The sequence below is a fragment of the Peptostreptococcus anaerobius 653-L genome (assembly GCF_000178095.1).
Lineage (GTDB): Bacteria > Bacillota > Clostridia > Peptostreptococcales > Peptostreptococcaceae > Peptostreptococcus > Peptostreptococcus anaerobius.
Genome location: NZ_ADJN01000065.1, coordinates 61,573 through 73,828, shown reverse-complemented (window position 1 = coordinate 73,828; position 12,256 = coordinate 61,573). Strand labels below are relative to the sequence as shown.

At 33.2% G+C, this 12,256-nt stretch carries 18 protein-coding genes; 8 read left to right on the top strand and 10 right to left on the bottom strand.

The annotated features are described in order from the left end of the window. Positions 1-76: 76 nt before the first annotated feature. From HMPREF0631_RS09595 to HMPREF0631_RS08575, 3 genes are read right to left on the bottom strand one after another with little or no spacing between them, the layout of a single operon-like run. Entirely contained in the window at positions 77-790 is a 714-nt protein-coding gene (locus tag HMPREF0631_RS09595) for an ORF6C domain-containing protein (protein WP_002844490.1), read from the bottom strand. Positions 791-813: 23 nt separating this feature from the next. Continuing rightward, a complete protein-coding gene (locus HMPREF0631_RS08580) occupies positions 814-993 on the bottom strand; it encodes a hypothetical protein (protein WP_002844444.1) in 180 nt (59 codons plus the stop codon). Positions 994-995: 2 nt separating this feature from the next. Continuing rightward, complete coding sequence (locus tag HMPREF0631_RS08575; protein WP_002844545.1) at positions 996-1,181, bottom strand: hypothetical protein; 186 nt, start codon at positions 1,179-1,181, stop codon at positions 996-998. 162 nt (positions 1,182-1,343) lie between these two features. Between HMPREF0631_RS08575 and HMPREF0631_RS08570 the strand changes: the two genes are divergently transcribed. Then, positions 1,344-1,811, top strand: coding sequence for a hypothetical protein (locus HMPREF0631_RS08570; protein WP_157755929.1), 468 nt, complete (start codon positions 1,344-1,346; stop codon positions 1,809-1,811). A gap of 108 nt (positions 1,812-1,919) precedes the next feature. Here HMPREF0631_RS08570 and HMPREF0631_RS08565 read toward each other — a convergent pair whose 3' ends face one another. Beyond that, a complete protein-coding gene (locus HMPREF0631_RS08565) occupies positions 1,920-2,114 on the bottom strand; it encodes a hypothetical protein (RefSeq protein WP_002844432.1) in 195 nt (64 codons plus the stop codon). Positions 2,115-2,211: 97 nt separating this feature from the next. On the opposite strand from HMPREF0631_RS08565, the gene HMPREF0631_RS08560 reads away from it, so the two are divergent. Continuing rightward, positions 2,212-2,433: a hypothetical protein gene (locus HMPREF0631_RS08560; RefSeq protein ID WP_039866502.1), complete on the top strand. Its 222-nt coding sequence runs from the start codon at positions 2,212-2,214 to the stop codon at positions 2,431-2,433. Between the two features lie 3 nt (positions 2,434-2,436). Here the strand turns inward: HMPREF0631_RS08560 and HMPREF0631_RS08555 are convergent, their stop codons facing one another. Together HMPREF0631_RS08555 and HMPREF0631_RS08550 are read right to left on the bottom strand one after the other, a co-directional pair. Next, entirely contained in the window at positions 2,437-2,688 is a 252-nt protein-coding gene (locus tag HMPREF0631_RS08555; protein WP_002844493.1) for a hypothetical protein, read from the bottom strand. Further along, positions 2,689-2,895, bottom strand: a complete 207-nt coding sequence (locus HMPREF0631_RS08550) for a hypothetical protein (protein WP_002844463.1) — start codon at positions 2,893-2,895, stop codon at positions 2,689-2,691. A 70-nt stretch (positions 2,896-2,965) separates the two neighbouring features. Here HMPREF0631_RS08550 and HMPREF0631_RS09925 point away from each other — a divergent pair, with 70 nt between their 5' ends. Next, entirely contained in the window at positions 2,966-3,553 is a 588-nt protein-coding gene (locus tag HMPREF0631_RS09925; RefSeq protein ID WP_002844407.1) for a hypothetical protein, read from the top strand. A 221-nt stretch (positions 3,554-3,774) separates the two neighbouring features. Here the strand turns inward: HMPREF0631_RS09925 and HMPREF0631_RS08540 are convergent, their stop codons facing one another. Then, positions 3,775-3,993 (bottom strand): helix-turn-helix transcriptional regulator, encoded by a 219-nt coding sequence (locus HMPREF0631_RS08540; protein ID WP_002844488.1) that lies wholly within the window; start codon positions 3,991-3,993, stop codon positions 3,775-3,777. 180 nt (positions 3,994-4,173) lie between these two features. Between HMPREF0631_RS08540 and HMPREF0631_RS08535 the strand changes: the two genes are divergently transcribed. From HMPREF0631_RS08535 to HMPREF0631_RS08515, 5 genes are all read left to right on the top strand, one after another. Beyond that, on the top strand, positions 4,174-4,842 hold the full coding sequence (locus HMPREF0631_RS08535) for a LexA family protein (RefSeq protein ID WP_050774527.1): 669 nt from the start codon (positions 4,174-4,176) through the stop codon (positions 4,840-4,842). Between the two features lie 165 nt (positions 4,843-5,007). Beyond that, the gene (locus tag HMPREF0631_RS08530; protein WP_002844405.1) at positions 5,008-5,952 is read left to right on the top strand and encodes an Abi family protein; all 945 of its coding nucleotides are present in this window, start codon (positions 5,008-5,010) and stop codon (positions 5,950-5,952) included. A 152-nt stretch (positions 5,953-6,104) separates the two neighbouring features. Then, complete coding sequence (locus tag HMPREF0631_RS08525; protein WP_002844497.1) at positions 6,105-6,671, top strand: 3'-5' exonuclease; 567 nt, start codon at positions 6,105-6,107, stop codon at positions 6,669-6,671. Positions 6,672-6,697: 26 nt separating this feature from the next. Continuing rightward, positions 6,698-7,432, top strand: a complete 735-nt coding sequence (locus tag HMPREF0631_RS08520) for a type II toxin-antitoxin system PemK/MazF family toxin (RefSeq protein WP_002844416.1) — start codon at positions 6,698-6,700, stop codon at positions 7,430-7,432. 396 nt (positions 7,433-7,828) lie between these two features. Next, positions 7,829-8,860 (top strand): site-specific integrase, encoded by a 1,032-nt coding sequence (locus tag HMPREF0631_RS08515; protein ID WP_002844536.1) that lies wholly within the window; start codon positions 7,829-7,831, stop codon positions 8,858-8,860. A 60-nt stretch (positions 8,861-8,920) separates the two neighbouring features. Here HMPREF0631_RS08515 and nox read toward each other — a convergent pair whose 3' ends face one another. From nox to HMPREF0631_RS08500, 3 genes are all read right to left on the bottom strand, one after another. After that, complete coding sequence (nox, locus tag HMPREF0631_RS08510; protein WP_002844435.1) at positions 8,921-10,261, bottom strand: H2O-forming NADH oxidase; 1,341 nt, start codon at positions 10,259-10,261, stop codon at positions 8,921-8,923. 173 nt (positions 10,262-10,434) lie between these two features. After that, a complete protein-coding gene (locus HMPREF0631_RS08505; RefSeq protein ID WP_002844502.1) occupies positions 10,435-11,349 on the bottom strand; it encodes a carbohydrate ABC transporter permease in 915 nt (304 codons plus the stop codon). Next, complete coding sequence (locus HMPREF0631_RS08500) at positions 11,350-12,234, bottom strand: carbohydrate ABC transporter permease (RefSeq protein WP_002844413.1); 885 nt, start codon at positions 12,232-12,234, stop codon at positions 11,350-11,352. Positions 12,235-12,256 lie beyond the last annotated feature (22 nt).

Sequence of the window (12,256 nt, the reverse complement as noted above, 5' to 3'; positions counted from 1 at the left end):
AATCCACCACATCTTGATGTACTCCCAAGCAATCAATACTGCATAGTAGCAAGCTCCTGTGATATTCCAGGCAAACCTATCCCAACTCACAATAGCCACCTCCGATATTTAACTCGTGAACAGAATTTTCAAGAGCCATAGGCAGTCTGTAGCTTTCAATTATTTCAAGTGCAATATCAAAATCTTTTCTCTTGATAGCCTTGTAGCTATCTATGTCAAATTCTCTCTTGATCTGTATCTGTAAATCACTAAATACCTTTGCCCTTAGTGACTTGTCTCTATAAGCCGGTGACTTATATCCTATCAGCTTGATCACTTTCTTCCTGACCGCCTTAGTCAGTTTGTCACATTCAATATTGAAAAGCGGTGCGTTATCCTTAAAGTCTTGAAAATCTTCTCTTAATTCTTCAGTCTTGTTATCGACCATCAATATAGCCTGCAATTCCTTGCTCATGGCTGGCATGCTGTAAGTGCCTTGCTTCCTCAATGTAGGCAAAACTTCACCAGTCACCCAATCCGAGAACTTTTCTGCCTGTGGCTTACGAGATTGGAAGATTAGCTTGTATAAATTTGATTCATTTATAAACGTTGATTGCTGCGTTCTTCCTAAAGAATCTATGACGTCATTAGTAATGACCCCATCTTGATTTAATCTAGTTCTTGCTTGTCTTGAATTTCCTATCTCTAAAACTCTACATATGTCATTTAACATAAACCAATGCTTATTACCTATTTTTGCAGTTCTTACATCCCCGAACTCTAAATTATTAAAAACCTGTACATTATTCATATCTCTGTATCTCCCTTCTATTCTTACTGACATTCCAATCCGTATCTCTCGTAGAAATACTTCCTTGGCACCCTGCCACTTTCTGTATGGTAGCCCTTACTTTTTAGCTCAGCGTTCAACTTCCGTATCACACCATAAGCATGTGACTCAGACCTATCTAAAATCTTTTCAATGTCCTTAACTCTTAAATATTGATCACTCATATCTATTCCTCCACAATGCAAATATTTTTAAATCCAAATTCAAATATCATATTTGCGAGTACAGTCATACTCTTTCCTGTTTCTTCAGACAATTCTTTTAGCCTATTGTATACATCCTCACTTACACCTACACATGGCTTTTTCTGTTGCCAAGGCTTTTTTTCTGATTTAATAATTAATTTTTCCATATCTTCAACCTTTCCTAATTTTTTATGTTCTCTATGCTATAATCTAGTTATCAGCTCCTGTTGAAATCTAATCAGAGAGGAGGTGACATCATTAGTCATACCTATGATGACCTATTTAGTAGTTATAGATCCTTGCGTGATATACTCAATAACAAACATCTAATGGATCAGATCAACTTTCTAAGAGCCCACCAAACTCAAATAAGAGAGTTGAATAAATTTCCTAGTGAAGTTCGTAATATCAGAGAGATATACAAGTATATCCAGCCTTTTCTTAAAGAACTTGAAATGCTTCGACGTATATACACTGAGTATCTGAAGCTTTATAACAAACCAGTTATAGCAAAGCCTTCTTTCACTCCATCTACTGATGAGCCATTCAAGCCACAAGAGTTCAAAGAATCTATAAATACTAGAGGTCCACCTCAATTCTTAAAAAAGATTACTTACAGCGTTTTCGATTTCATCGGGACGTATACTATTGATGTATTAGAATTTCTTGTATCTTGGTGTGTTGAGTCAACATTGATTTCATATCACCCAGATCATGATTTTCTGATTTCGTTTATAGTATTTAGTGTGTTTTTCGTGTTGAAATACATCGAAAGTCACATTGAAAACTGTAAGTAAATCTTTCCACCCTCATGGGTGGTTTTTTATTTTCACCTAACCTTCTGATTAGATTACAAAAAGAGCTGATGTTATAGCACTTTTTTGAATTTAAGTTGACCTACAAAGCTATGGATTATTGCGAGCGTCAAAACTTAAAATACCTTGATATCTTTCAGTCTCAGGAATGAATAATACTTTTACCAAGTTATTCGTTAATTCCTTAGGTGTGAGCTTGTTGATTTCAGATTTTAGTTCTTCGCATACTAACTCATCAGCAAGCTCTTTTTCATTTTCATAATAAATCGCTATTAAATCTTTCATTCATCTCACCCCCTTAGTTTTGTTTTTATATTCCCCTATGCTATAATCTAATTATCAGTATTGCAGTACTGAAATCTATAGAAAGGAGGTACTGTTTATGAAAATGAATATTCCTTCATTTCATAGTGGGGATTGCCCTGTTATGGATAAAAAGCATACCATTACTATTTTTTATGTCGAAATTCCAATTCCAAGAAGTCTTACTTCTGGCAAAAAAGTCATTTCTTTCGACTGTGAACATTCTAATATTTGCAATCTTGATTCAGAATGTCCAATATTTAAAAGTGGTAAAAATAGTATCCAAAAAAGTAATGCATAATTTCTAAAGCCCTACCCAAAAGTAGGGTTTTTCTTTTATATCCATTACTCTTTTATCCGCCCAAGATGCAATTTCTCTTATTACTTCTTCTGGCACTCGGTCATCATTCAAAAAATCATTAACAATAGCTATAAGTAGCTCCCTTTCAGTTATGATTTTAGTCAAAAACCCTTGGTTTACTGCTACAGACTCGTCTGTAATTACTGCTTGTGTAAAAGTAAGCATTCCCGGAAATTGTCTAACGTATTTTCTCATTTATCTCACCCCCTTACTGTTGATTGTGTTTTTAATGCCACAGTCAACGGCTTTTTTCATTAATCTTCTTAGCTCATCATCACTTAGCTTGCCGTATTTTTCTTGGTATATACAGAAAGCACCAATGAAACCTCTAGACCAATACACCCATTTTGATACTGCGTATATATTAGTTGCTAGTAATGCTAAAATTGCTATCGCTGTCATCCTCTCACCCCCTTAACTATTACCTCCCTGCGTGATATAATCTTATAAAAGACTATTTTAGGAGGTTAATATGTACAATAATTTTTCGTTAACTACTTTTATATCAACTATAGGTTTAATACTTTCTTTAGTTTCACTTACTATACATTACTTAAATTATCGTTCCTCACAATCCAGAATGAAATTTGAAATTCTATCCAATTCTTACTACTGCAAAGCTAAGGATTTTTCAATAACTAATTTTGAATCAGAGTATTTTGCTTTAATTTCAGTAAAAATAAGTAATGTATCATCACTGCCTATCACCATTGATGAAGTCTATCTCAATGAACGTTTTCTAAATGGTGGACATTACAATGAATTGAAATATACTGTTCCTGAAATACCAAATTCAAAATTTATTAGCTATTTTAAAACGCCTCATGAAGCCCTCTCCTATTCAATAGAACCTTTGAGTGATGCAACATTACCTCTTAGAATCGAGCCATACGACACTAAATCTCATTGCTTTAAAATACCTTTTGATTCTCATATAAATAGAAAATCCCACAAACTTTTTATATCAACACCTCGTAAGACTTATAAGGTTGACCTGACCTTAAAAGAATATCATGAGTTGGTTCGCCTTGATATGAACAGTGAATTACCAACAGAATAGCTTCTATTTTTTCAGTAGATAGTTCAACTGACATCTCTATAAACTCTTTTAAAATAGCATGGTTTAACATTGCCGTGATAGAGTACATATATTTTTTACTTAAAATTCCATCCCTTCTTTTAATGAGTAACGTTGCTCCTGAAGAACTATCCAAATTTACCTGTGATAGTTCTTTTAAAATAGATTCATGCATTCCTCTCACCTCCTTAGTTTGTATCTATTTAAGATACTAAGTCATCAAAAAAAATATTATCTATATCTTCACTTGATAATTCAAATATTCTTTTAATTTTTGATATTTCTCCCTGATTAAATTCTGCCCCACATTTGCCATTTATCTTAGCAGATAGCCTTTGTTCTGAAATTCCAAGCTTTTCTGCAAGTTGACTTTGGGTAAATCCCATCAGAGCCATTACTGATTTTAGTTTAGCTTTATTCATTGTGTCACCACCTTTCTTTTTTCTGCATTTTGTATCTTTTTAAGATACTTAAATTCTAACACGCAGAATTATATAAGTCAATAGTCTTTGTATCTTTTTTTTAGATTTTTTAAAATTATATTGAAATCTATTAAAGTAAATGTTAAAATAAAGATACAATTTAGAATGGTGGTGATTTATTTGCATAGTTCAACAGAGGTAATGGCTAAAAGAATTAAAGAAAAAAGATTGGAATTAGGACTAACGCAAGAGGAATTAGGCAAAATGATAGGAACTCAAAGAGCTGCAGTTAATAAGTATGAATCTGGGCTTGTCGAAAATATGAAAAGAAGTACAATTAAACAATTATCACTAATTTTTAATGTAGATCCAAAATGGCTGATGGCTTTTGATATAGATGAAATAAATACAGGCAACAATCACAACGAATACAGGATGTTCCCTGTCAGTATCTCAGCTGGTTGCCTTGAAGATATAGAAGCAATTGATACGTACGACATTGTCACCATAGCAGATGAAATCATGGGTAAATACGCAGGCAGAAAAGGAATTATACTACTAAAAGTAAATGGTGAGAGCATGAACAATGTCATACCTGACGGCTCTTATATCGTTGTAGATACATATAAGACAAAAGTAACTGATATAAGTGATAGAGATATAGTTGTATTCTCTGAAAACGGCTCTTACAGCGTCAAAAGATATGTGAATGATATTGCCAACGAAAGATTTTTATTTAAACCTGATAGTACAGATGATACATTTACAGCTATAGAGGTTAAATATGAAAATTCATCAAATTTAAAACTTATTGGTAAAGTTGTTAAATATATAGTAAATTTAGACTAGGGAAGAATTCAATATGTCAATTTTTTATTTTTTATTGACTTTCATTGTTGCAAGGATTATAATTAATTTACAGATTAACCTTGTTCCTTACGTGGGAACAGGGAAGTTTTAACAGATTAAGCCTAATCCTTATGCGGGGTTAGGCATTTTTTATGGAGGAAAAGAATGACAAACGAAAAACCTTTTAAAACTACGAATCAAATGCTAAAAAAACTTCGTGGAAGAAATTTAGTCATAAAGGATGGATCTAAAGCTAAAAGATTTTTAGAAAGAGAAAACTATTATTGTGTTATAAATGGGTATAAAGAATTATTTCTAGATAAAACAAATAAATCAAATGACGACAAATACAAAGATGATGCCAATATATTTGAGATTTTTGAACTTTTCAACCTCGATAGAGATTTAAGAAATATACTTTTACCTGAATTAATACGATTTGAAAGTTTTATGAAAACTGCAATAGCATATTACTTTCACCAATCTTTTCCGGAAAAGAACTCTTATTTAGCCTTTGAGAACTATACTTCTGACACAACAAAAACGAAAGATATTTTGTTGACTATTGCGACTCTATCTAATAAAATTTCAAAACAGAAAAATAATGCAGTTACTTATTATATAGAGAAATACCAGCACTGCCCTCTATGGGTTTTGTCAAACTATTTAACATTCGGTAACATTTCAAAATTATATAAGGTTTGTAATGCTACTGTTAGGCTGAATGTTGCTAAAGAAGCATCAAAACATTACTATAATAATTATAAAGAAAAGGTACATATATCGCCTGAAATGCTTGATGAGTGTTTAGGTATGGCCGTAATGCTTAGAAATGTATGTGCACACGATGAAAGATTATATAACTATAGGTGTAAGTTTAAAGAAAGAGCTCTAGTTAAAACCTTAAGCTATCCAAAATTAAAAAATAAATCTGTGTTTTCTGCAGTTGTAATACTTAAGTTGTTTATACCTAAAAATGACTATAGACGATTTATGAGAAAACTTGAAAAATGTGTAAATAAATACAACGGCTCGTTTAATGCCGTTAATATTAAAGAAATAAAAGATATAATGGGGTATGATGCAAGTTGGATATTGAATAATAAATGATTATTATATTTAGGAGGTGAAAAAATGGATAGAGATAAGACATATAAAATTCTTGTTGCTACTTTGATATTAACTGTCATAAATTTAATACTTACAATAATAAAAGCTGTTTTGTAAGTATATTGTGAATTTAGATTAAAAAGGAGGCTTTTATGTTTCTCAGTAAGTTTATAAAAAACAGAAAAGATAAGAAATTAAATAAATACATATATGAAAACCTAAAAAACGACTACACAGTAATAGATATTGAAACATCTGGACTAAATCCTGAAAAAAACGAGATTCTGGAATTAGGAGCTGTACGAGTTAGAGATAACATTGTAGTCGCTGAATATGAGCAACTTATAAGACCACGTAAGTCAATATCCAAAGAAGCAACAAAAGTGAATGGGTTAACTAAGAGAATGTTAATTGATGAACCTTTTGTCGAAGATGTGATATGGGATTTCAAAGATTTCCTAGGTAAAGATGTTCTAATCGGACACAATATAGAATTTGATTTGGAATTCATCCGTAACCAACTCCCAATAAGAAATAAATATATTGACACCTTGCCACTCGCTAGAAAACTTTTGAAGATTAAGAGACATAGGTTAATAGACATCTGTCATCATTATAAAATACCCGAACCAAATCACAGAAGTATTAGCGATTGTAATGCAACACATTTATGTTACCAAAAAATGAAAGAACCCTTAAAAAAACTTGAAACTCTTTAATTTTAAATATATTCACGGAGGTATAAATGAAATCAAAGAAAATTGGAAAAGACTTAGAAGACCACATAAACAAAGCTGTGTCCAAAATCGATAAATATCTTCACGATTTAATTGCTATTCATCCCAAAAAAGCTGAACTTATATCTTATTGGATGCACGATTTTACTAGAATGATTGATTTTGAAGATAAATTCAAACCTACTAAAAATAAGAGGTATAAGAAGGGCGATGTAATCAAGGTGAACCTAGGTTTTAATATTGGAAGCGAACAAGGTGGTTTACACTATGCTGTTGTGTTAGAAAAGAATAACTCACAGGCATCACCAGTCATAACTGTAGCACCTTTAACATCTATAGACTCTTCTGGAAACTCAAACAAAGGATTTAGACCAGGAGAACTAAATTTAGGTGATGAACTTTTTCAAATGCTGAACAAAAAGTGTCAATCAGAAATTGACAGGTGTAACTCTTGCATAGAAAAAATTGATGGTGCATATAAAACAAATCCACAAAATTATAAAGATATAAAACGTACTTTTGAAGAGTTTAGTCACCACAAAAAAGATGTCGAGAAAACATTAGATGAAATAAGAAAAATGAAAACTGGTAGTATCTGTATGATAAATCAAATTACAACTATTAGTAAGATACGAATATATGACCCCAAAACAACTAGAGATGTTTTACATGGTATTAGATTTTCTGACGAAACATTGGATTTAATTGATGAAAATATAAAGAAATTTTTCTTTAAATATTGACAACCATATAAAATATTCGGTATAATGAGTGAGTAGAACATAGCTCCTTGCGAGCTCTAATTAAAGACAATGCCCTTTGCGGCACAGGGTCACATACTTAATCGTATGTGACCCTTTTGTTTTAAAACAAATAAATATAAAATATCGATTTTTATAAAAACGATATACATTATTGAAAGTATAATTGTTTCCAAAATTGAAAATACCACTCAAAGCATTGAAAAACACTATTTTGTTGACGTCAACAAAATAGTGTTATAAGGAGTTTTTTTTATGAATGAAAATAAGAAGTAGATCAAGTTTGGCGACCAGACTACTTCTTTAACGTACACAAATACCTACACAGTAGGTCTATTTGTTGTACCTACATTATACCATAACGGAGGTGATTTTTAAATGCCAACTTATAAAGATAAAAAAACAGGCAAATGGAGAACCCTCATCTACTACAAAGACTACAGGGGTGAACCACACATAAAACAAAAACGAGGTTTTAAAACGCAGAGAGAAGCAAAAGAATTTGAGAGAGATTTTTTATCTAAATTCACAAAGGATATTACGCTGAAACAAGCAAAAGAAGAATACTTCGACTATATATCTACTCGTCTTAGAGAGTCAACAGTCAGAAATAAAAGATGGTATGCAAAAAACTTAGAGTACATAGAACACATAAATCTACTTAACATCAGCCCCAAAACAATCTTAGACTGGCAAAAACATATGCAGGATATAGGAAAGTCTAACAAAACTATCAATCAGTCTACAGAAGTCTTATACGGCATATTTAAACACAACTGCAAAATGTATTCTAACACACACAACCCAGTAAAAGCTATTGAAAAGTTGCCCACAGAAAAAAAAGAAATGGATTACTGGACACTAGATGAGTTCAACACATTCCTAGGTTTTGTAGAGGACCCTGAGAAGTCTCTAGCATTCAAAATATTATTCTATGGTGGCATACGATATGGAGAGCTGTTAGGACTTCAAATAGGAGATATTTATGATACATATATAGATATCAATAAATCATATGACTATAGATCAAAAAAATTCTGTCCTACCAAAAATAAGCAGTCCGTAAGACAGGTTGTAATGCCCGATAAAATTATGGACGATATTAGAGCCTACATATCTACCCTATACAAACCTGGCAAAAAAGACCGCCTATTTTCTAAAACAACCAATACATGGTTAAGCCGTCAGCTAAAGGTAACTTGCGAAAAATACAACCTACATAAAATAAGAGTACACGATCTTAGACACTCCCACGCTACATTACTAATAAACAACGGCATTGATGTACTGATCATCAGTCATAGGCTAGGACATTCTAATCCAACAACAACTTTAAATACCTATTCTCATCTGTACAAAAATAGATCTACTGAAGCAGTAGACCTATTGAATAAATTAGCTAATTTATAAAACTTTGCCAAATCATTGCCAGCCGAGGAAATCCCTCGGCTGAAACTATTGATATATCTATTATTTAGCTCCTAGAGCTGCCATTGTAATGTAGTTATATGGCTGGTTGAAGTGTGGTAGGAAGAAGATGTCTAGAAGAGCTATTCTGTCTATTGTTACCTTTTCCTGAATTGCTAGTGAGAACATATGGATACCCATTGACATATCGTATTCTGATGCCATCTGAGCACCTAGTACTACTCTAGTCTTCTTGTCATATACTATTCTCAACTTAACGTCTGGGTTAGTAGTTTCTATAAATCCTGGCTTCTGTGTATCTTCAAAGTCAGTGTATTCTACTTCTATTCCAAGCTTTTCAGCCTTACCAACTGTTATACCAGTTGATACCATCTTTAGGTCATATATACAGATACCATTTGATCCCTGTACACCTATTGATTCTATTTCTGTACCTGCTGCATTGTGAGCTGCTACGATACCACTTCTAACTGCGTTTGTAGCAAGTGCAATGTAGTTTGTATTGTCTATTGCATTATCGTATACAGTAGCACAGTCACCTATAGCATATACATCCTTCATGCTAGTTTCCTGCTTCTTGTTTACTAGGTATGAACCATTTCTAAATAGCTCTAATGATTCTTTACCAAGAGCGTTATTTGGTCTAAATCCTATTGATAGAATTACCATTTCTGCTGGTATTTCCTTCTTGTCTGTAACAACTGTACAAACCTTACCATCCTTGCCCTTTAGTTCCTTAACCATCTGGCCAAACTCAAGGTTTATGTTGTGCTTAGCTAGGTTTTCCTTCATCATGCTAGTGAATGGCTCGTCATAGTATGCTGGAAGACAAGTATCAGCTATATCAATCATAGTTACGTTCTTGCCATGTCTTTCAAATGCTTCTGCTAATTCAACACCTATATAACCTGCACCAACAACTGTTATATTCTTTATTTCTGGATTCTTTATCTTTTCTATTACTTCAGCAGCATTCTGGTATAACTTAACCTGCTGTACATTTTCTAAGTCCTTACCAGGTATGTTTGGTATTATTGGAAGAGAACCAGTTGCAAGTATTAACTTGTCATATGACTCTTCAACTTCTGTTCCATCATTTAATTTTACAAATACCTTCTTCTGATCGTAATCTACCTTATATACCTCAGCTTCCATTGTTACCTTAGCTCCCATAGCTTCTAGAGATGCCTTGTCAGCGTAGAATAGACCATCTGGCTTAGATATCTGGTTACCAATCCAAAGTGCCATACCGCATCCAAGGAATGAAATATTGTTGTTTCTGTCATATACAACAACTTCATGTTTGTCTGCATAGTTACCTAATAATGTCTTAACTGCCGCTGTACCAGCGTGGTTTGCTCCTACTACTACTATTTTGCTCATAAGTATCCTCCAAAATTTTTATTTTTTAGTTAAAGCTTATTTGGTGTGAAAAGCATTTCTCTACACAACCATTTAATGCTAGTACTATATTACCCCACAAGTTTTTGTTTTAAACAAGTATCTGATAAAATTTTATTATAACAATTATAACCGAGGTTATTTATAGCATTAGCCTAACCCTTGACCCCAGTCTTTGCAATACCTTGGACTATATGCTTCTGTATCAAAATAAATATAAAAAATGTAGGTAGGGTAGCAACTAGACTGGCTGCTGTCTGTAGTTCCCAACTAGTCTTGTAAAGTGACTGAAAATCTGTCAAGGCTAGGGGTATAGTCTTCATAGCTGGATCAACTATAAAGGCATTGGCAAACAAGAGGTCTCCCCATGAAACTATAAAGGCAAAGAGACCAGCAGTTATTATACCCGGAGCTAGTAGGGGCATCAATATTATCCTGACTGCCTTGACCCTTGAACACCCATCTATCCATGCTGCCTCTTCTAGATCTATTGGTATAGACGATATATATGAATACATCAACCATACTGTCATAGGTAGACTCACAGCAGTGTTGGCGATTATAAGTGACAGGTGGGTATTTAAGATTCCCATATCCCTAAATATAATACTCATAGGGTTGGCGAGTACCACTGCAGCAAACATCTGTGTCACTACAATTATCATCAAAAAATAATTCTTGAATTTGAACCTATACCTATTGGCACCATAGGCTGCAAAAGTCCCCAGTATTACACACACTATTGCTGGTACTATTGATACTATAAGGCTGTTTATAAGGGGTCTTACTATAGACTTGTCCCCTGCTAGTATGTCATAGTAGTTTGACCACTGTAATTGACCACCAAACCAAGTAGGTGGCCATACAGTCACATCATTGTAGGTCTTTAGGGATGTATTTAGCATTATGAATATAGGAGATATGAGTAAAGCTACAAAGACAAAATAGACAAGTGTCCTTATAAGCTTGTACCAATCAGACCTCTTCTTGTAGTTAAAGCTTGAACCCTTTTTAAAACTATTGTATCCTATATTTTTAGTTTTCAAGCTCTTATCTTTTATATGTTTCATTTAGGCCTCCTTGTCCATTTTACTTATGAGTCTAATATAGATAAATGTTATCATAAGCAAAAATGTAAATACTATTACTGATAGGGCTGAACTAGCACCTAGGTCAAACCTAGAAAATGCTTCTTGGTATATCCTGATCACTATGGTCTCTGTAGACCTCATTGGGCCACCACCTGTCAGTACAAATATCACATTGAATGAGTTGAAGGTCCATATAGTAACCAAAAGACCTGTCACAAGAATCAGCTTTTTCATCTCTTCTAATGTTATAAATTTAAACCTATGGAATATATTGGCGCCATCTATCTTGGCACTCTCATATAATGACCTATCTATTGATGTAAGACCTGACAAGAATATCATTGACACAAGGGATACACCCAGCCATGCATCTACAAATGCTGCACATATAAATGCTATGTCAGGATCTGATAACCATACTATATTGTGTTCTATAATTCCAAACTTGATCAAATAATAGTTCAAGTATCCGTAGTTGCCGTCCAAAATCCACTTCCATACTATTGCTACACTGACCTGTTGTATAGCCCAAGGTAGCAAGGATAAGAACCTGAGTGTCTTGGTAAAATACATATCACTGTTCAAAAACATAGCCATGAAAAATCCTAGCACCATTTTTATAATAACAGTTATAATAGTGTACTTAAGAGTCAATAGCATAGTGTCCTTGAATAGCTTGTCACCTAGTACTGCCTTAAAGTTATCAAGACCTACAAAATCCATTTGTCCAGTCAAGATAGATGTCTTTGAAACTGACTCCAAAAATACTAGACCTATTGGGTATACATAAAGAGCCAGCATTATCAATAGCACAGGACCAATTAGTATGTATGGCATCATTTTATTTATTTTTTTACTTTCCATACTACCTCCTCGTATAATAAAA